This is a genomic window from Mesorhizobium sp. NPDC059054 (genome assembly GCF_042739215.1).
Taxonomy (GTDB): Bacteria; Pseudomonadota; Alphaproteobacteria; order Rhizobiales; family Rhizobiaceae; genus Mesorhizobium.
On sequence record NZ_JBHYHV010000005.1, the window covers coordinates 603,447 to 622,816 of the forward strand.

Consider the following 19,370-nt stretch of genomic DNA (forward strand, 5'->3'; position numbering starts at 1 on the left):
TGTTTCTCTCTCGTTGCTGACTTCCTGTGGAAATCCCCTGTCTCAGCTTCGTTCGTGGACGATGCGCCCATCCAGAATTGTCATCTCGCAGCGCGTTTCGCGCAGGATCCTTTCCGGCGCCGCCGTCAGGAGGTCGTTGGAGAAGACGGCGATGTCGGCGAGCATGCCAGGCTCCAGCCGGCCCTTCACGGTCTCCGCGCCCTGCGAGTAGGCGCCATGTTCGGTATAGGCGCGCAACGCCTGTTCGGGCGTGAGCATCTCGGACGCGTCCATGACCGTGCCCTTGTGCGTCCGGCGCGTCAGCATCGCGTAGAGGTCGGGGAAGGGATTGGGCGAACAGACCGGCGAGTCGCTGCCGGTGGACGGCTTCATGCCCAGGCGGTCCCAAGTCGCGATCGGATAGGAGCGCAGGCCGCGCTCCGGCCCGAGAACCGAGACGTAGGCGTCGCCGAAATCGTAGATGAAGGCCTGCTGCGGCGCGGGCAGGATGCCTGCCTGCAGCATCCGCCGGTTGATGTCATCGTCGACATAGCCGCAATGCTCGATGCGGTGCCGGTGGCCGTGGCCCGGATCGGCGGCGCGCACACGCTCATAGGCGCGCACGAGCTGGTCGATCGCGGCGTCGCCGATGCCGTGGCAGACCATGGTGTAGCCCATGGCGGTGTAGCGGTCGACCAGTTCGAACAGCTGCGCGTCCGGCAGCATCCGGACGCCGAAATTGTCAGGCTGGCCGACATAGGGCCGGCGCATCCAGGCCGTGCGTCCGCCGGCCGAACCATCGGTGAACACCTTCACGCCGCCGATGCGGAACATGTCGCTGCCGACGCCGGTGACGAGGCCGGCGGCATGGCACGGCTCGACGATGGACGAGCCGGGGTCGCCCAGAAGCGTCGCCCAGACCCGCACCGGCAGCCGGCCGCCATGTTCGGCCTGCCGGTAGGCCTCGATCTCGGTCATGCCGTCGACCTGGCCGACAGCCGCGTCCATGCAGGAGGTGATGCCGAACTGCAAAAGATGACGGCCGCCCGCCTCGATGGCATCGACGATCTCGGCGAGCGACGGCGTCGGCTGGATGTCGTAGACGAGGTTCTGCGCATTCTCGGCCAGCAGTCCGGTGAGCGCACCGCCCTCGCGCCCGATCAGGCCGCCGTCGGGATCGGGCGTGCCGATGTCTATCCCCGCCAGCGCCAGCGCACGCGAGTTCACGACCGTGACATGGCCGCAGGCGCGGGTGACCGAAACCGGGTGATCCGGCAGCGCCGCATCCAGTTCCTTGGCGCTCGGCATCAATCCGTCGGGATAGCGGGTCTGGTCGAAGCCGCGCGCCATGACCCATTTTCCCCTGGGCGTTTCGGCGGCACGCGCCTGCAAGGCGGCCATCAGGGCGCCGCGGGTCGGAGCGGCGTCCGGTGTCGCGTCGACCTTGCCGCGCAGCAGCCCGGTCGAGATCAGATGCAGATGCGCATCGTTCAGACCCGGCATCGCAAAACGCCCGGCCAGGTCCACGACCTTGGTACCCGATCCGGCCAGGGCCTTGATATCAGCGTTGGAGCCGCAGGCCAGGACCCTGTTGCCCGCGATCGCGATCGCCTCCACGACCGGATTTCCGTATCCGGTCCAGATCTTGCCGCCGTGCAGAACGAGATCGGCCTGGGAATTCATGCTGCTTTTTCTTCTCCCCCCGGCGCTCATGAAGCGTCGCCGATTCCGAATGGTGCGCGGTACGTTCCTTCGCTGGCAGCGATAGGGTTTCGCCTGGCACTCGATTTGCTTTCGACTGACAGGTTGCGGTGTCAACGGTGACATGGCCAATTCGGTTTTCGCAATCACAAATGCAAAAATTGCATAAGGTTGCAGTTGTGATGGAACGCCCAGGCGTTCGACGGCAGTTGGCCGCATCGGAGGAGGCCGCGTGGAAATCAAATGGCTCGAGGATTTTGTGACGCTTGCGGAAACATCGAGCTTTTCGCGCGCGGCCGAGATCCGCAACGTCACCCAGCCCGCTTTCAGCCGGCGGATCAAGCAGCTCGAGACCTGGATCGGAGCCCCGCTCATCAGTCGCGCCACCTTGCCTGCGGAACTCACGCCGGCAGGACGCAACTTTCTTCCGATGGCCCAGGACGCGATCCGAATGTTCTATTCGGTGCGCGAAACGCTGCGGCCGCCATCGGCGCAGGGGCTCGTGCGCTTCGCGGCCCTTCACACCTTGACCATCACCTTCTTTCCGATCTGGCTGCGGGAACTGCAGGGCGACAACCGCATGTTCGGCACCTCGTTCATCGCCGACCGAGGCGGCATCGAGGCGAACCTTGCCGCGCTGACCGACGGCGAAGCGGACTTCTTCCTGACCTACGCGCACCACGAGGTGCCGTTTCACCTCGACCGCGACAAGTTTTCCTCTGTGACGATCGGATCGGACCGGCTCATCCCCGTCGCCGCGCCGGAGCTGCGTCTCGACAGGTCGCCGGTGCCTGCAAGAGGCATCCTCGACAAGGTGGACACGACAAAGCGCACCTTGCCCTATCTGGGCTACGGCTACAGTTCCTTCTTCGGCGTCGCCCTCGGCAGCATCTTTTCGAGGCGCTCGCCGTTCCGGCGCCAGACCGTGCATGAAAGCACGATCAGCGCAGGCCTCAAGGAATTGGCACTGACCGGTGTGGGCATCTGCTGGCTGCCGGAAAGTCTCGTCGAGAAAGACATCTCCAGCGGCGGCCTTGTCGCCTGTTCAAGCGACCGCTCATGGATGCTCGACCTCGAGATCCGATTGTACCGCAGCTCGGAGAAATCGAGCGGCACGACGATGGAAGCAATCTGGCAATCGTCGCAGGCGCTGGCGGCGAAACGTCTCGGCGCTTCATGAAATGGCTACCGGATGCCTTGATCAGCTGTGTTAATAGGTAGTCCTGAAAACCTAATGAATTGACGGGCTTCCGAATAGCGAGCATCTCCCTTGGCATGGCGGTCAAGCCGATGGTCGCCAGTCTCCGCATATTGGAGTTTGAACCCGGGTCATGTCTTCACCATTCACTCTTGCTTTGACTGGACAGTCGCTCATTCATCACGATCTTAGGCAAGTGGGCGAGAGTGGCTTTGCTGCCATAAGAGACCTGATCCGCAGCGCGGACGTCTCGTTCACCAACCTCGAGACCACCATATATGGCCGTCACGGCGGCTGGCCGCTGAAAGGCTTCTACTTCGGCTGCTCGCAGCCTGTGGTGCTGGATAGCTTACGAGACCTCGGTTTTGACGCGCTGGCCCTCTCCAACAATCATGCCTTCGATCTCGGCCCGTCAGGAGTGCTCTCGACGCTTGAGGAGGTGCAAGCGCGCGGGTTCCTCCATGCAGGTATCGGGGCTGATGCCAAGGATGCACGCAGGGCCGGTTTCCAGCAATTCGACAAGAGGATGGTCGCTCTCGTCGCGATGGACGCAGGACCCGGGCCATCCATAATGTACGCCGACAACGCCGCCACCGGGCGACCTGCTCGCCCCGGCGTAAACAGGCTTGCCGTCTCGCGCGTGTTCGAGGTGAATGACGAAAAGTTCGGACATTTGCGCGCCATCCAGGATGCCTTCGCAAGCTCCGATCGAGAGCGTGCATCCTACGCTCAACCGAACGACCCGGTTTGCCTCGAAACCCCCAACGATATCGACTTCTACGGCACGGTTTTCCGTCGGGCAGGCTCGGATCGCCGGCGGTTGGTCGTCGATGAAGCAAGCCTCGACGGACAACTGGCGACGATCAGACAGGCCGCCGCCACCGGAGCGTTTGTCATCGCCTATCTCCATCATCATCACTGGGAACCGCGCTGGAATGAGGTTCCTGAATGGGTCCGAAGCTTCGCGCGCTCCTGTATCGATGCCGGGGCCAACGCCTTTGCAAGCCACGGCGCCCCTGTCCTGCAGGCGATCGAGATCTACAGAAGAGCCCCGGTCTTCTACGGATTGGGGAATTTCCTGTTTCATCTCCCCGAAGGCGAAAACGAGTGGAGTTCGCCAGAGATATGGCAGAGCGTCGTCGCGACATGCAGTTTCGATGCGAACGACGAACTACAGTCCATTGAACTGCTCCCGATCGTGATTGGAGGCGAGCAGATGCTTTGCAGCAGCGGCAACTACCATGAGAGAATTGTGCCGGTGCCCGCCTCCCCGCACCTGTCGCAAGCGATGCTCGAAGATCTGTCCCGGCGCTCCAAGAGGTATGGAACCTGCATCGCACACGATGGCCGCGTGATCTGGCCCGAAGACGATCAGCGCAGTGCCGGCGAATAGCCCCTTGTCATTCGAATCTTCAGTCCGGTGTACCGGATCAACTGCCCCGTCCGGCTGATGACGCCAGACCTGGATAAGGGAGAAGCAAACATGTTCAACGATCCCTTGAGCCTCAATGAGATCGTACGGCGCGTGGACGACAGAAAGGCAGCCTATCTGGAACTCAGCGACCGCATCTGGGAAACGCCGGAGCTGGCGTTCGAGGAGCATGACGCGGTGAGGCGGCAGATTGCCCTGCTTGAGGGCGAGGGCTTCCGTATCACAAGAAACGCCGGCGGCATGGCCACGGCCTTCGTGGCGGAATACGGCAGCATCGGGCCCGTCATCGGATTTCTTGGTGAATTCGACGCGCTGCCCGGTCTAAGCCAGGTTTCCGGCGCGACCGAGATCCAAGCTGCCGAACACGGTGCAGCCGGTCACGGATGCGGGCACAATCTGCTTGGTTCCGGATCCGCGTTGGCGGCAGCAGCGTTGAAAAACGCACTCGCGGCGGAAGGCATCCCTGGCGTGGTCCGCTATTATGGCTGCCCTGCGGAGGAAAGCGGCTCAGGCAAGACGTTTATGGCGCGGGCCGGCCTCTTCGATGATCTGAGCCTGGCGCTGTGCTGGCACCCGAATGTGGTCAATATGGTGCAAACCACGTCGTCTCTCGCCTGCATCCAGGCTCGGTTCCGGTTCAGGGGCCACGCGTCGCACGCGGCCCTGTCTCCACATCTCGGACGCAGTGCGCTCGACGCTGTCGAGCTCATGAATGTCGGCGTGAACTATCTGCGGGAGCACATGCCCTCGGACGCGCGCGTTCACTACGCCGTCGTCAACACGGGTGGCGATGCGCCAAACGTCGTACAGGCAAACGCCGAAAGCCTTTACCTCGTGCGGTCACCGCAGTTGCCGCAGGCGCAGCGGCTGTTCCAACGCATCAAGAAAATCGCCGAAGGCGCCGCACTCATGACGGAGACTGCCATCGACGTCGAGATTGTGGACGCAAACTCGAACGTGTTGCCAAACAACGTATTGCAGGAGGCGATGTTTGAAAACATGAGGCGACTGGGCGGGCCTGGCTTCGATGCGAGCGATCATGTCTTTGCGGAGAGCCTGCAGAAGGCCTCGCTGAGCGAGGAGGACATCGTAGCCAGCGTTTCACCCTACGATCGCTCCCTCGCCAACCAGGCGCTGCACGACGGACTGCTCCCCATTCCTGCCAGCGAAGGCGTCATGATGGGCAGCACCGATGTGGGCGACGTGAGCTGGATCGCCCCTACGGTTCAATGCCACACCGCATGTTTTGCAATCGGCACGGCGTTCCATACCTGGCAGCTCGTCACGCAGGGCAACCTGCCTGCCGCTCACAAGGGAATGCTGTTGGCGGCAAAAGCCATGGCGACGACGGCGGCGAACTGCTTGCGCAAACCCGACCTTCTCGTAGGGGCCAGGACAGAGTTGCTTCAGCGCACCGGCGGCCGGAACTATGCCTGCCCGATTCCGCCCGAGGTCAGACCGGGAAATAGCAACGCCTGAATTCAGCGACGGGACACCCCAAGGCGATCGACCTGCTTCAGGTGCGATTGCGGGAGAGCCAGAGGCAAGCGCCAGCGGTCAAGAGCCCGCTAAAGCGCAGCTTTATCCAAAGCCGGATGTCTCTGTTTCCTTTGAGATCCCCAAAGGTCAGTCGAGCGCTTTATGACATCCAGGAATGTCTCGACGATCTTCGATTGGCGCGAGAACCTGCCGCTGCCCCTTCGCCAAAACACCACGTACTGGTACTTCGCCGAAGGTTCGAACGGAACGACCGCCACGTCGAACATGTCATACTGGTGAGCGATGAATTCGTTGTCGATGGCGACCCCTATGCCGTGAGCCACAAACGAAACATCCAGGCCAATGGTGTCGGAGTGGACCTTTGGCCTGAGCGGGGACTTACGCCGGCCGTAGGATGCCAAGCCGAGCTTGTTGGAGGTGAAGTCTCTTTCGAGGACAATAAGCGGTTCGCTCGCAATATCGTCGATCGTGATGACATCTTTCGTGGCGAGCGGATGGTCTCTGTGCACGACGCAGACGCTCGAGCTCTCGGCCACGATTTCCCATTCAAAGAAACGCTCATCCAGGGGCAGGCGCGAGATCCCGATATCGGCCTCTCCGGTCATCATGTTGTGCGCGATCTGGTCGTATCGCAGTGCCTTGAAGTGGAATTCCAAAGACGGGTCGAGCTTATCGGCAGCCTGAATGATCTCGGGCACGAGTTTGAACGCACAGATGTGAGGTGCAGCGATCGTCAGGCTGTCGCGATCAGCCTGGAAAGCCCCCGCGATCTCCCTTTCGATGCTTCTTAAGGTCGTTACATACCTGTCGACACGGTTGTAGATCTCGATCGCGCGCGTCGTGGGAATAAGCCCGCGGCGGTCCCGCACGAACAGGCTTTCACCGACCGCATCCTCGAACACCTTGAGATACTGGCTCACCGCCGACTGGGTGATGCCGAGCTCCCTGGCGGCGCGCCGGGTGGATCCGGTCCTGATGATCTCCCTGAAGATTTCGGCGGACCTGAACCCCGCCTTCTTGCGCTCCGATGCCTCTTCCATCGTCGTAAGCTCCCTATCGGACAGATCTCAGCACAGCCTGCAACTGCCATATCACTAGAGCTAATAGGGTGTCGGAAAAACTTAATAAATTGACGCTTCCCGCAATTCTTTCCATCGTTTTCGGCATGCAATTGAACAACCCGACACGGTCAGATCAACGTTTGCCGAGCGCGCCAACTTCACATCCCGAAGTCGTGCCGGCACGCGGCAGCTGGTATGAGATCGACCTCAACGCGATCAGGCACAACTTTCGCGAACTTCGCACGCGTCTTCCCGCAAAAGTGAAGATTTTCGCCTGCCTCAAGCGCAACGGCTATGGCTGCGGCGCAGGACGGGTCGCCGCCACACTGGCTGCCGAGGGCGCATACGGTTTCGCCGTCTCCGCTTTGCCAGACGCTGTCGCGATCAGGAAGGCCGGAATCGAGCATCCGATCCTGCTCTACCCCGGCCCCCTGCCCGCATCCGCCGAAATCATCGAAGCCCTTGGATTGACTGTCACCGTCTCCAGCCTCGACGAGCTTGAACGCTGGCGTGCCGCCATGACCTCGACCCGCGTTTTCGTGAAGGTTGATCTCGGCTTCCATCGGGCTGGGGCGACGCCGGCGGCCGTTGGCGAGTTGCTTGCGGCCGGCCGTGCCTATGAGGACGTCGAAGTCCAGGGACTCTACGCGCATCTCAGCGAGTTGCCCTCGTTGGTCTCCACGCACGCTGACGAACAGCGTCTCCGCTTCGAGAAGGTCCTTGAAACGGCAACCGCTTCAGGCACGCGACCGCCCATCGCGATGATGTCGAGCTCTGGGGGCGTGCTTCAACATCCGCAGATGGATTTCGACGCCGTCGACCCGGGAGCGCTGTTCATCGGCCTGTCCGAGACAGGCCCGATCGCTCGGCCGGTCGTGCTGCGGCCCGCACTCAAGGCCATTTCGACATGCCTGGTTTCGGTCAAGCGGATCGACGCATCCCTTGGCCCACTGCCGGACATGCCTGGATTCCGGCAAGGCATGACGATCGGGGTCCTGGGGATGGGTTGCGGAGACGGACTGCCGCAGCGCTTGCCGGCTCAGGCCGCGGCGCTGGTAAACGGCAAGCGAGCGCGCCTGCTTCCACCCGTGCATCTCGAACATCTGCGCATCGATCTGACGGACATCCCGAATGCAAGATTTGGCGACCAGGTGCTCCTGCTCGGACACCAGGATAACGAGACCATCTCGCATGATGAGGTCGCCGCCTGCTGGGGTACCGACATCGTCGGGCTCTATTCCCAGCTCCGCGACCACATTCCTCGCGTCTATGTCTGAGAAGTCAGTTCGCCATGGCCAGGGACGCATGACGTCAGAACTCCTTGTCCCGACCGTTCTCCTCGCCCACCGCGGAACTTATCACCCATGACCATGACGACCAGCGCGATTGCTTCCCAGACAGCCTTGAACGACGCCGCGGAAGCGATCCACATCGACAATCTCCACAAGACCTTCGGCACGCTGCAGGTGCTGAAGGGGATCTCTCTTTCTGCGCGCGACGGCGACGTGGTGGCGATCATCGGCGGCAGCGGCTCAGGCAAGTCGACACTGCTCCGCTGCATCAACTGCCTGGAAAATCCGACGAGCGGCAAGATCCGGGTGAACGGCGAGGAGATCCTTCTCAAGCCTGACGGTTCGGGCAACACGGTTCCCGCCGACCGCAAGCAGATCGAACGTATCCGTTCGAGACTTGGGATGGTTTTCCAGAGCTTCAATCTGTGGAGCCACATGACGCTGATCGAGAACGTGATCGAAGTGCCGATCCATGTGCTCGGCCTGAAACGCGCGGTGGCGATCGCCGAAGCGGAAAAGCTGTTGGCCCGAGTGGGGCTGCTCGAAAAGCGCGACGTCTATCCCGCCTTTCTATCCGGCGGACAGCAGCAACGTGGCGCAATCGCCCGCGCGCTCGCAGTGCAACCGCGCGTGATGCTCTTCGACGAGCCGACGTCGGCGCTCGATCCCGAACTTGTCGGCGAGGTGCTGGGCGTCATAGGCGCACTGGCCCGCGAAGGCCGCACGATGATCCTCGTCACGCACGAAATGAAGTTTGCCCGCGACGTAGCCACTCACGTGGTCTTCCTCCACGAGGGGCGGCTTGAGGAACAGGGCTCGCCGGATGCGATATTCGGATCGCCAAAATCGGAACGACTCCAACAGTTCATCCGCAGGCTTGGATAACTCTGCAATCTGAAACGATAAAAACGAACGGGGAATGACATGAGTATCTTCAACAGAATGACGTTGGCAGCAGTGGCCTTTTCGACATCGGTGCTTGGCGCCCAAGCCGAAAATCTGAGGGTCGGGATCAGCGCCGAGCCCTACCCTCCATTCTCCTCTCTCGATTCTTCGGGCAAGTGGGTCGGCTGGGAGATTGAGATCATCGATGCCGTCTGCGCCGCGGCAAAATTCGAATGCCAGATCACCCCGGTCGCCTGGGATGGCATCATCCCGTCGCTGACGTCCAAGAAGATCGATGTCATCATGAGCTCGATGTCGATCACCAAGGAACGCAAGAAGACGATCGACTTCTCCGACAAGTACTACAGCGACAACGGATATACGGTCGTCGGCCCGAAGGGGGTTGCGGTCGAGCCCACGGCCGAAGGGCTCAAGGGCAAGATCCTGGGCGTGCAGACCTCCACGAATGCGCAGGTCTACGCCAGCAGGCATTTCCAGGACAGCGTGGCACAGCTCAAGACCTACCAGACCGAAGACGAAGTCGAGCAGGACCTGGTCGCCGGCCGCATCGACGCCGCGCTGGCAAGCAGGATCACCATCAGTGAATTCTTGAACACCGACCAGGGCAAGGGTTGCTGCGAGGTCAAGGGAACGGTCGCCAACGATCCGGAGATCATGGCGCGAGGCGTCGGCGCCGGCGTGCGAAAGGGGGACACCGAGATCCTGGAAAAGATCAACGCCGGGATCAAGGCAATCCGCGACAACGGGAAATATGCCGAGATCTCAAATCGCTACTTCGGTTTCGACATCTACGGCGACTGAGACGCGATGCGCTGTGGTGAACCTGAACTGATCGCTCTCGCTGAGGTGCCGGCCCTTGACCGAACTCCCATTCCTGCCCGCTGTCTTCGAGCTTCTTTCGCCCTACCCGCCCGGCTGGGGCGGAAACCTGCTGCGCGGACTTGTCAATTCACTTGAGATCGGCGCCGGAGCTTTCGCGTTGGGACTGCTCGTCGGCACCGGCGGCGCATATGGCAAGCTTTATGGCGGCAAGATCCTGCGCGATCTGCTGCAAATGTACACGACGCTCAGCCGCGCGGTGCCCGAACTGGTGCTGATCCTGCTGATCTATTTCGCCGGTACGGATCTGCTCAACCGATTCATGGAAGCGTTCGGCCATGATCCGGTGGACGTTAACGGCCAGGTGGCAGGCATCGTTGCGCTCGGCTTCGTGCAGGGCGCGTACGCCACGGAGGTGCTGCGTGGCGCAATCCTCGCAGTGCCGCAAGGGCAGATCGAAGCCGGCAGGGCCTTCGGCATGAGCCCGGTGGTCTTGATGCGGCGCATCACGGCACCGGCAATGCTGCCCTTCGCCATTCCAGGGCTCGCCAACCTGTGGCTCGTCGCCACCAAGAACACCGCATTGCTTGCTGTTGTCGGTTTCAGCGAACTCACCCTGGAGACACGCCAGGCCGCGGGCGCCACGAAAGCCTATTTCACCTTTTTCGTGGCGGCCGGCGCGCTCTATCTGATGCTCACTCTGGTCTCCAATATCGCCATAGCCCGGATCGAGAACTGGGCAAGGCGTGGCCAACCGGCGATGGCGGAGAGGCGGTGATGACTTTGTCCTCAACCACAGCGGCGAACGGCTTTCCGGCCATCGCGTTCCAGCCGCACCGTGTCGTTCTGGCCGCCATGGCCGCTGCCCTTGTCATCGCGGCCGCCGTTTTCATGCGCTGGGACTGGCTGCCGCAATATTACGACCTTGCGATCTCCGGCCTATGGCAGACGATCTGGATCCTGGTCGTGACTTGCGTGTTCGGCTTTGCCCTGGCGGTGCCGCTGGGATTTGCCCAGGTGACTGGGCCAAGATGGCTCAGCATGCCATCGAAAGCGTTCTGCACCGTCATCCGGGGTACGCCGCTGCTTCTGCAATTGTGGTTGCTCTACTATGGGCTCGGCACGCTCTTCCCGCAATTTCCGGAGATACGGGAATCCGTTCTGTGGCCACTGGTGCGACAGGCGTGGCCGTATGCCGTGCTGGCGCTGACCCTGTCTTTCGCCGGCTATGAGGGCGAGGTCATGCGCGGCGCCTTCGCCGGCGTGCCGCACGGCCAGCTCGAGGCTGCCAGGGCATTCGGGATGAGCCGCTGGAAGGTCTTCCGCCGCGTCTGGCTGCCGCAGGCAATTCACAAGGCGTTGCCGACGCTGGCGGGCGAAACCGTGCTGCAGCTCAAATCGACACCGCTCGTCGCCACTATAACCGTGCTCGACCTCTACGCCGTTGCCCTGCGCGTTCGCCAGGACACGTTCGTCATATACGAGCCCCTGCTTCTGCTTGCGTTGGCATACATGATCCTGACCGGATTGATCGTATGGGTGTTCGGTCGCTTCGAAGCGCGCATCCCCGTCCGGCTGGGGTGACGCGGGATGCGGACTGCCGGTTAGAACAGGCTGAGAGCCAGATAGGTCAGGCCGGAGATCGCCGCGGTGGCGGGCAATGTCACGACCCAGGCGACGACGATGTTGCCGGCGATGCCCCAGCGCACGGCCGAGACGCGGCGTGCGGCGCCCACGCCGATGATCGCGCCGGTGATGGTGTGCGTGGTCGAGACCGGGATGCCCAGCCAGGTCGCCGCGAACAAGGTGATGGCGCCGCCGGTTTCGGCGCAGAAGCCCTGCATGGGATTGAGCCGGGTGATCTTGGAACCCATCGTGTGCACGATGCGCCAGCCGCCGAACAGCGTGCCGAAGGCCAGCGCGCTCTGGCAGGTGATGACCACCCAGAACGGGACATAGAATGTGTCGCCCAGCATGCCTTGCGAATAGAGCAGCACCGCGATGATGCCCATGGTCTTCTGCGCGTCGTTGCCGCCATGGCCGAGCGAATAGAGCGAGGCCGAGAAGAACTGCAGCACGCGAAAGGAGCTGTCGACGGCGAAGGGCGTCTGCCGCACGAACGTCCAGGAGACGATCAGCACCAGGACGAGCGCCAGCACGAAGCCGGTGAGCGGAGAGAGCACGATGGCGGCGACCGTCTTCAAAAGCCCGCTCCAGACGATGGCGCTGAAGCCCGTCTTGGCAAGACCCGCGCCGACCAGCCCGCCGATCAGCGCATGCGAAGAGCTGGACGGGATGCCGGCGAGCCAGGTGACGATGTTCCACACGATCGCGCCGGTAAGGGCTGCGAAGATCACGCCCGGCGTGACGATGTCGGCATCGACGATGCCCTTGCCGATGGTCTCGGCGACATGCAGGCCGAAGACCGTGAAGGCGATGAAGTTGAAGAAGGCGGCCCACAGCACGGCGTATTGCGGCCGCAGCACCCGGGTCGAAACGATCGTGGCGATCGAGTTCGCGGCATCGTGCAGGCCGTTCAGGAAATCGAAGAACAGCGCGACGCCGATCAGCGCGACCAGGATCGGAAAGGCGATGGTGGGATCCATGCTGGTCAGACGTTCTCGATGACGATGCCGCTGATCTCGTTGGCGACATCCTCGAAACGGTCGACGACCTTCTCGAGCTGCCCGTAGATCTCGGAGCCGATCATGTAGGCCATCGGATCGGACTTGCCGTGCCGGCGGAAGAGATCCTTGAGGCCCTGCTCATGCAGGTCGTCGGCGCGGCCTTCGACGCGCATCACCTGCTCGGCGATGGCGTTGAGCTGCGTCGCATGCGTGCCGATCTTGTTCAGCAGCGGGATCGCCTGCGCGACCAGCTTCGCCGCTTCCACGATGACGACGCCCATCTCCTGCATCAGCGGATCGAATTCGCGCTTCTCGAACAGCTTCACCGTCTTGACGGTCTTGTGCATCATGTCGATGGCATCATCCATCGACTGGATCAGGTCCTTGATGTCGCCACGGTCGAACGGCGTGATGAAGGAGCGGCGCACCGCCAGCAGCACTTCGGCGGTGATCGCGTCGGCCCGGTTCTCGAGAGCGACGATCTCCCTGCACCAGCGCTCGACATCGTTGCCCGACAGCAGCTGCTGCAAGGCTTCCGCACCGCCGACGACGGTCTGGGAATGCTGTTCGAACAGATCGAAGAAACGATCTTCGCGCGGCAGCAGCCGCCTGAACCAGCCCAACATGATTTCTCTCCGCAATCCCTGACGTCGGCAAACGCAATAGCGCCATTATGCCGGGTAACGCAAACAGATAGCCGGCTTTTGAACACCCATCGTTTTCTGCTTATGCGGGATCACCGCGTTCGCCCGGCCCGGGAATGCAGGCGAAGGTGCAGCTATCCCAGCTCGAGTCTCGGCCAAGATCAGCCTGCAAGGCGCGCACGAAACAACGTGCCGCCGTCCTTCATGCGCGACCTGGTGATGTTCCGGAATCCAGCCTCGGTCATCCATGCGCGATACTGACCCTCGGTGTAGGATTCGCCGTGGCGATAGAGGTTCAGGAAGGTGAGGTTGAGAAAGACGCCCTCAGGCGGGCCGAGGCGATCGTCATCGATGACACCCGATCCCGCGATCGCGATCTCGCCTGCGGGTGTGAGGCAGCGCGCCGCGTTCAGGATCGCGCTGCGCGCCTGATCCGGCGGCAGGACCTGGACGACGGCCTTGAGGATCGCCAGATCGTGCCGGCCAACCGATGGCGCGACGGTTATGTCGCCCTCTTCGACAACCACGTCGCCGGCACCGTATTCCGACAGGATGGCCGGCGCTACCGCCGCGACCGTCGGGAGTTCCATCAGCGTCGCCACAATCTGCGGCCGCCGCTCGCGAAGTCCGACGAGAATGGTCCCGGGTCCCCCGCCGATGTCGATCACCGAACCGATTGCCGAGAGGTCTATTTCCTCGGCCAGATTTCGGCCGAAAATCAACCCGCCCGGCGCGAGTCTGCGGCTGAAGGCGGCCGCCGCCTCAGGCCCCGCTTCGGAAAAGTCGTGCAGCGCAGCAGGCTGGTTCTGCCGCAGCGACTCCGCGGTCAGGAGGTCGGCTCCCCAGAGCTCGCGCAGGAGCGCATGATCGCCGCCGCGATAGGTCGGCTTCGAAGCGTCGAGGAAGGCTGATGCTTCGGCGCCGTTACGAAATCGACCGTCCTCGACTTCGAGGAAACCGATGCTGGCGAGCGCGTAGAGGAGCCGCGACAGACGATCGGGCTCGACTTCGAGCGCGGCCCCGAGGCTGTCAGCGGTCGCGGCGCCGCCACCGAGCCGGGTGAAAATGCCAAGATCCAACCCGGCGCGAAGCGCCAGGGCAGCGGGTACCGCTGCAATCAGCCTGTCGATCCGATCAGGATCCACCATGTCGCATCCCTTTCCGCAGTCCAGACCGATTTTGAAGCAACTTAGAAGATCGAATTCAACGACGATTTGCTCACCCGTCGCGGCGATGAGCCATCAGCATCCTTTACGGCGTCTGAATGCCGGCAAAGGAAGTGGCGCCATTCCGCCGAAGCAACAGATGGCCGGCTTTTGAACATCCTTTGCCATCCAGGGCGATTGCGTATGAGGCTCCCCCTCTCCGTCTCGGGCTACGCCCGATCCACCTCTCCCCCGCCTTCGGCAGGGGCGAGGAACCGCAGTTGCAATGCCGACGCTTCTCCGGCTTGGGTTCCTCGCCCCCAGGAAATGGGGGAGAGGTGGCTCGGCGAAGCCGAGACGGAGAGGGGGTCTTGCGCAACATGCAATTGCCCGCGCTGCCATCGCAGACCAGCGCCCGCAAACCGCCGGTATTCACAGCGGGTCACAAAATGGTCAAGTTCCGTATGTCACCATGAGCGACGACACTGAAGGGGCGCGAAAGCGCTCTGGCGGTCCATGGGGACGGTAACTGGTCCGCGCAAGTGTCGGGCGGCGCAGCCGCTTCAGGGCTATGGGGCTTATCAAGGAGATGAGATCCACCATGGCTTATATTCCCGGTACTGAAAAAGACGATCAGCTCTACGGCACAAGCGGCCGCGACCAGATACTCGGCTTCGGCGGCAACGACCGCCTGTTCGGTTTCGGCGGTGACGACGTCATCCAGGGCGGTGCCGGCGACGACCGGATCGAGGGCAATGAAGGCAATGACGGCCTGTGGGGCGATGCCGGACGCGATGAGCTTTATGGCGGCGACGGCGACGATACGCTGCATGGAGGTCTTGGCGGTGACTTCTTCCACGGCGGCGCCGGTATCGACACGGTGAGTTACGCCGACGCCCCAGGCTATATTTCGCTCTACCTTAGTACAGATGGTACAGGGCAGGGTTTTGGCGACCCGCAATATTATCCCGGTATGGGGGCTCGCGATTCCTATTTCGACATCGAGAATGTCGACGGTTCGGCCTTCGATGATGGGATGATCGGAAGCTATGCAGACAATGTGCTGCGCGGTGGCGGCGGCAACGACTATCTGATGGGCGAAGTCGGCAACGACACGCTCGAAGGCGGCACCGGGCGTGACCAGCTCTATGGCGGCGACGGCAACGATATCCTCGACGGCGGCGCCGGCGGCGACAAGTTGTGGGGCGGCACCGGCAACGACACCTATACCATCGACAGCATAGAGGACCGGGTCGACGAAGCCCCCGATGGCGGCATCCCTCCGGACGGCATCGACACGGTAAAGTCGAGCTATTCCGTCTCGCTCTCGAACACGACGATCTTCAAGGGCGACATCGAGAACCTGACATTGACCGGCAGCGGCAATCTCAACGGCAGCGGCAATGATCTCGACAACATCGTGACCGGCAACACCGGAGCCAACAGGCTCGACGGCCGCGCCGGCGACGACACGCTTGCCGGCGGCTTCGGCAACGACACGCTGGTGGGAGGCGACGGCAACGACACCTTCCTGTTCAACACGGCCCTCAACCCCAACAGCAATGTCGACAGGATCGCCGACTTCTCGGTTGCCGACGACACGATCCAGCTGGACAACGCCGTGTTCACCGCGCTGACCACGCCCGGCACGCTCGACGCCGCCGCCTTCCATATCGGCACGGCGGCGCATGATGCCAACGACCGTGTCATCTACGACCCGACAACCGGCCATCTGACCTACGATGCGAATGGCGATGCCGCAGGCGGGTTCACCGACTTCGCTGTGCTCGAAGCGGGCCTTGCGCTGACCAATTCGGACTTCATCGTGGTGTGACGGAACGGCGCCGGCGCGTTCGCCGCGCCGGCGTCCTCTCAACCTGGCAGCATGTGATCCGCCACGCTGTAGCTATGGCTCGCCTGATAGGCGTTCCGCCCCCTGTTCATATGCGTCAGGTTGAACGTGCGGATGGCGCGCAGCGCACGGGGATTGGCGAGGAACTTGCGGATCGAGATGGAGCCGCGCACCCTGACGCCGAACATGTCGGCGCCGCTCGGCACGAACCAGCTGACGTCTTCCGGCGTCGCGACGCTCTGCTCGAGAAAGGCTTCGTCTATGAGCGCGGGTGTCGCGGACCCATCGGTCGTGAAATCCGAGAGATGCAGGATGAACCTTGAGCGGACATCCTCGCCATCGGCATAGAGCGTGAAAAGCTCCATCCAGCTCGCATTGACACGCGTGAGCGGCTTGTCCGAGGTCGACGGCAGGCACGACACCGACCAGTAGAAACGCTCGGTCCGGCGCGGGATCGGAATGCAGGTCGGACCGTAGAGGCCGAGGATTGCCAGCACGTCCTTTCCCTGCGGGCGGGAAAGCAGCTTCTCGAACCGGGCGGCATATCTGAACCGGTGTTCCACCGATTCCGAGCGCTCGTCGGCATCCGTCAGATCGGCCTTGCCGTCTATCCAATCGCGCTGCTGCTCGATATCGAGGAATTGCCGTACACCGGTGGGAGCTTTGCCTTTGCCGGACGCCCTGCGCATTCGTGTGCCCGTCATCAGCCGGCTCCTGTTCCTGGGCGGTTGCGAATCCTGGCATCGCACCGCCTGCGAACGATACATCGTCGCCCGCGCCTTTGCCGCACCTGTCGTCGGGAATGCACAATCAAGAGGTGAAGGCTGGCGGGATGTCCTATGCCTTCATGCCGAGCACCAGCCACGGAACGCCAAACCTGTCGGTGACCATGCCGAACCGGTCCGCCCAGTCGACCTTGGTCAGCGGCGTCGTCACGGTGCCGCCTTCGCTCAACGCCTCGAATATCCGCCGCGCCTCATCGGCGCCTTCGATGTGCAGCGAGACATTGAACCCCTGCATCGGCGTGTACTGGTCGGCTGGCACGTCGTTGCCTCTCAGCACCGAGTCGCCAAGGCTGAGTTCGGCGAAGCGGACCTGATCGGCCGCGGCAGCCGTGGACCCCGGCGGCAGCGCCTTGCCCTCATTGCCGCCGAACGTGTTCATCACCGTGATCACGCCACCCATCAGCCGGGCATAGGACTCGAACGCCTGCCGGCACTCACCCGAAAACGCCAGTTGTGGTGCGATGTTCATTTCTGCAGTTCCTCCACGAGGTCGCTGCATGTCGAACGCCGTGGATGGTGTGGGGTTCCTGCGAAGTTGGGCTGACACAGTCGCGAGAATGCAGGTGGAGCAATCTCGCGGAGGCGGAGCCATTCCCGTCAATGTTCCGGAATGCATAGCGGTCCAGATTCCGCCAACGTTCGATCCACCGTCCCTTCAAGACCTTGACGAAAATCGCACAGCCTGTTTGAGACCGGGCAGTGGGGAACATTTGCTTTAGGGCGAAATGAGCGAATGGCGGGGCGGCCGTGAAGCGTGTTTTTCGATTGGTCGTGGCGGCGATCATGGTGTCCGGCTTGGCCGGCTGCACCAGCATTTCCTATTACGCGACGTCGCTGGAAGGCCATATGCAGATCATGGCCGCGCGGAAAAATGTCGGCTCCCTGATCCAGGATCCCGCGACGCCCGAGACCCTGCGCGCCAAGCTGGCATCGGCGGATGCCATCAGGCGGTTTGCGACGGACGAGCTGGCCCTGCCCGACAACAGCAGCTACCGCAGCTATGTCGACATCGGCCGCGAGGCCGTGACCTGGGCGGTGTTCGCCGCGCCGCAATTCTCGCTGACGCCGCGAACCTGGTGCTTTCCCGTTTTCGGCTGCGTTGCGTACAAGGGTTATTTCGACCGGCAAGCCGCGGCTGAAACCGCCGGCGAACTTCAGCGGGAGGGGCTGGACGTCTACGTCACCGGCGTCACCGCCTATTCGACCCTCGGCTGGTCCAGCGATCCGCTGCTCTCGACCATGCTGCGCCAGGACGATACGTCTGTCGCAAGCCTCGTCTTTCACGAGCTGGCGCATCAGCGCGTCTATGTGAACGACGATTCCGCCTTCAATGAAGCCTTCGCGGTCGCCGTCGAAACCACCGGCGTCAGGAAATGGCTGCGCGCCGGCGGCAATCTCGCCGGACTGCGCCGCTACGAAGCCGACCGCAAGCGCAGGGCCGATTTTCTGGACCTGGTGTCGAAAACGCGGGAGGAATTGCGGCAGGTCTATGGAAGCGCCCGCAGCCCGGCGCAGATGGCGGCGGCCAAGGCAGCCACGATCGAGAAGCTGCGGATGCGCTACCGGCACATGCGCGACAGGCGCTGGGCGGGATACCGGGGATATGACGGCTGGTTCGAAACACCGATCAACAACGCCAAGCTCGCCGCGACGGCCGTCTACGGCGAACAGGTTCCGGCGTTTCTCAGGCTGTTCGACCTGTGCGCCGGCGACTATCCAAGGTTCTACGCCGCCGTTCGGCGGATCGGGGATCTGCCCAAAGCTTCCCACGCCAGGGCGCTCGAGGACGCGAGGACGTGCAGCTGATTTGAACGGCAGAGATTGGCAGGCGCTTCCCCTCTCCCTTGCTCAGAGGATTTCTTCAATCCTCACGTTTCGGCCGCCAAACTCGGCCGTGTCGGATTTTCCCAATCCATCGATCGCCTGATAGAACGGCGCCTGCGATGATAGGCCTGTCAGCTCGATCCCGTCGCAGGTGAAGCGGTCCATCGAGATGCCGATCACGAAGTGGCGGCCATCAACGGTCACAACCGCCCTTGGTTCGACGAACTCCTTCGGCCCGAAGTCGAGCGCGTTCAGCACCGCGACCTTGGCTTCGGCGGCACGCACCATTTTCTCGAGGTCTTCTGCGAGCTCCGCCTGCGACCAGGCCTGAGCCTGATCGTCAGCGTCGGTCGCTTCATCCTCTAGCGGCTTGCTCGCCCGAAGGTGCTCGGCATAGGCGGCCCTCGCGCCGTCCAATTCGGCCGAGGCCAGATCACTCAACCTGCTCCGCACGCTGGCCTTGTTCACTCGCCAATCTCCCTTGCTGAGGCTGGCAACATCTAACACGAAACCCCATGCCCGGGCGACTGTCCAAAGTTGCACGCTCCGCGACCTCGATGGAACAACAGCTGTTCCGGCTGCCCCATTGCGGACGCCGATGAGAC

General features: G+C 62.5%; 18 protein-coding genes. 10 read left to right on the forward strand and 8 right to left on the reverse strand.

Going from position 1 to position 19,370, the window contains the following annotated elements:
* Positions 1-42: 42 nt before the first annotated feature.
* Positions 43-1,662 carry an amidohydrolase gene (locus ACFWXH_RS23740; RefSeq protein WP_379123781.1) on the reverse strand — a complete coding sequence of 540 codons (1,620 nt, stop codon included), beginning with the start codon at positions 1,660-1,662 and terminating at the stop codon, positions 43-45.
* Between the two features lie 250 nt (positions 1,663-1,912).
* Between ACFWXH_RS23740 and ACFWXH_RS23745 the strand changes: the two genes are divergently transcribed.
* The 3 genes from ACFWXH_RS23745 (at position 1,913) to ACFWXH_RS23755 (ending at position 5,789) form a co-directional block, all read left to right on the forward strand.
* Positions 1,913-2,860, forward strand: a complete 948-nt coding sequence (locus ACFWXH_RS23745) for a LysR family transcriptional regulator (protein WP_379123782.1) — start codon at positions 1,913-1,915, stop codon at positions 2,858-2,860.
* 151 nt (positions 2,861-3,011) lie between these two features.
* On the forward strand, positions 3,012-4,271 hold the full coding sequence (locus ACFWXH_RS23750; protein WP_379123783.1) for a CapA family protein: 1,260 nt from the start codon (positions 3,012-3,014) through the stop codon (positions 4,269-4,271).
* Positions 4,272-4,361: 90 nt separating this feature from the next.
* On the forward strand, positions 4,362-5,789 hold the full coding sequence (locus tag ACFWXH_RS23755; protein ID WP_379123784.1) for an amidohydrolase: 1,428 nt from the start codon (positions 4,362-4,364) through the stop codon (positions 5,787-5,789).
* Between the two features lie 89 nt (positions 5,790-5,878).
* Here ACFWXH_RS23755 and ACFWXH_RS23760 read toward each other — a convergent pair whose 3' ends face one another.
* The gene (locus ACFWXH_RS23760; protein ID WP_379123785.1) at positions 5,879-6,850 is read right to left on the reverse strand and encodes a LysR family transcriptional regulator; all 972 of its coding nucleotides are present in this window, start codon (positions 6,848-6,850) and stop codon (positions 5,879-5,881) included.
* Positions 6,851-7,011: 161 nt separating this feature from the next.
* On the opposite strand from ACFWXH_RS23760, the gene alr reads away from it, so the two are divergent.
* From alr to ACFWXH_RS23785, 5 genes are all read left to right on the forward strand, one after another.
* Entirely contained in the window at positions 7,012-8,148 is a 1,137-nt protein-coding gene (gene alr, locus ACFWXH_RS23765) for an alanine racemase (protein ID WP_379123786.1), read from the forward strand.
* 87 nt (positions 8,149-8,235) lie between these two features.
* A complete protein-coding gene (locus tag ACFWXH_RS23770) occupies positions 8,236-9,048 on the forward strand; it encodes an ABC transporter ATP-binding protein (protein WP_379123787.1) in 813 nt (270 codons plus the stop codon).
* Positions 9,049-9,087: 39 nt separating this feature from the next.
* Positions 9,088-9,870 carry a transporter substrate-binding domain-containing protein gene (locus ACFWXH_RS23775; protein WP_379123788.1) on the forward strand — a complete coding sequence of 261 codons (783 nt, stop codon included), beginning with the start codon at positions 9,088-9,090 and terminating at the stop codon, positions 9,868-9,870.
* A gap of 55 nt (positions 9,871-9,925) precedes the next feature.
* A complete protein-coding gene (locus tag ACFWXH_RS23780; protein WP_379123789.1) occupies positions 9,926-10,666 on the forward strand; it encodes an ABC transporter permease in 741 nt (246 codons plus the stop codon).
* On the forward strand, positions 10,666-11,472 hold the full coding sequence (locus tag ACFWXH_RS23785; protein ID WP_379123790.1) for an ABC transporter permease: 807 nt from the start codon (positions 10,666-10,668) through the stop codon (positions 11,470-11,472). The genes ACFWXH_RS23780 and ACFWXH_RS23785 overlap by 1 nt, the downstream gene beginning before the upstream one ends.
* A 20-nt stretch (positions 11,473-11,492) precedes the next feature.
* Here the strand turns inward: ACFWXH_RS23785 and ACFWXH_RS23790 are convergent, their stop codons facing one another.
* From ACFWXH_RS23790 to ACFWXH_RS23800, 3 genes are all read right to left on the reverse strand, one after another.
* Positions 11,493-12,494, reverse strand: coding sequence for an anion permease (locus tag ACFWXH_RS23790; RefSeq protein WP_379123791.1), 1,002 nt, complete (start codon positions 12,492-12,494; stop codon positions 11,493-11,495).
* Between the two features lie 5 nt (positions 12,495-12,499).
* Entirely contained in the window at positions 12,500-13,141 is a 642-nt protein-coding gene (locus ACFWXH_RS23795) for a DUF47 family protein (RefSeq protein ID WP_379123792.1), read from the reverse strand.
* A gap of 179 nt (positions 13,142-13,320) precedes the next feature.
* Entirely contained in the window at positions 13,321-14,307 is a 987-nt protein-coding gene (locus ACFWXH_RS23800; protein ID WP_379123793.1) for a methyltransferase, read from the reverse strand.
* Positions 14,308-14,905: 598 nt separating this feature from the next.
* Between ACFWXH_RS23800 and ACFWXH_RS23805 the strand changes: the two genes are divergently transcribed.
* Entirely contained in the window at positions 14,906-16,138 is a 1,233-nt protein-coding gene (locus tag ACFWXH_RS23805; protein WP_379123794.1) for a calcium-binding protein, read from the forward strand.
* A gap of 38 nt (positions 16,139-16,176) precedes the next feature.
* Here the strand turns inward: ACFWXH_RS23805 and ACFWXH_RS23810 are convergent, their stop codons facing one another.
* Together ACFWXH_RS23810 and ACFWXH_RS23815 are read right to left on the reverse strand one after the other, a co-directional pair.
* A complete protein-coding gene (locus ACFWXH_RS23810) occupies positions 16,177-16,860 on the reverse strand; it encodes a hypothetical protein (RefSeq protein ID WP_379123795.1) in 684 nt (227 codons plus the stop codon).
* A 133-nt stretch (positions 16,861-16,993) separates the two neighbouring features.
* A complete protein-coding gene (locus ACFWXH_RS23815; RefSeq protein ID WP_379123796.1) occupies positions 16,994-17,410 on the reverse strand; it encodes a VOC family protein in 417 nt (138 codons plus the stop codon).
* A gap of 278 nt (positions 17,411-17,688) precedes the next feature.
* Between ACFWXH_RS23815 and ACFWXH_RS23820 the strand changes: the two genes are divergently transcribed.
* On the forward strand, positions 17,689-18,747 hold the full coding sequence (locus tag ACFWXH_RS23820) for an aminopeptidase (RefSeq protein ID WP_379123797.1): 1,059 nt from the start codon (positions 17,689-17,691) through the stop codon (positions 18,745-18,747).
* A 42-nt stretch (positions 18,748-18,789) separates the two neighbouring features.
* Here ACFWXH_RS23820 and ACFWXH_RS23825 read toward each other — a convergent pair whose 3' ends face one another.
* The gene (locus ACFWXH_RS23825; RefSeq protein ID WP_379123798.1) at positions 18,790-19,233 is read right to left on the reverse strand and encodes a hypothetical protein; all 444 of its coding nucleotides are present in this window, start codon (positions 19,231-19,233) and stop codon (positions 18,790-18,792) included.
* Between the last annotated feature and the right edge of the window lie 137 nt (positions 19,234-19,370).